General features: G+C 69.6%; 1 protein-coding gene. It reads left to right on the plus strand.

What is annotated here, in order from left to right; genetic code table 11:
• On the plus strand, nucleotides 1–395 hold a 395-nt coding region (locus CAY82_RS25380), incomplete at both ends, for a phage portal protein (RefSeq protein ID WP_170931145.1).

Genomic DNA, 395 nt, shown 5'->3' on the forward strand with positions numbered 1-395 from the left:
TGCTGGCGGACCTGGGCGGGGACGGGTACGAGCTGCCGGACTGGACATCGACGTACACGTACTCGGCGATGCTGCGCGGCAACGTGTACGGGGCGACCGGGCAGCGGGACAGGCTACGGGGCAAGCCGGACCTGATCCTGCTGCAGCACCCGGACCTGGTCCGGGTGCAGATGGAGAAGGGCCGTCCCGAGTGGCGGTTCAACGGCGAGGAAGTGCCCGCCGACGATGTGTGGCACAAGCGGTTCCATCCGGTGCCCGGCCGGCTGCTGGGACTGTCGCCCATCGCGGTGCACGCGCTGACCATCGGTACCGGCATCAGCGCGCTGCAGTTCGGCGCGCAGTGGTTCCAGGAGGGCGCCCACCCGTCGGCGATCCTGTCCAGTGACCAGAACCTG

The sequence above is a fragment of the Pseudomonas sp. SID14000 genome, assembly GCF_002165135.1.
In the GTDB taxonomy this organism is placed as follows: domain Bacteria; phylum Pseudomonadota; class Gammaproteobacteria; order Pseudomonadales; family Pseudomonadaceae; genus Aquipseudomonas.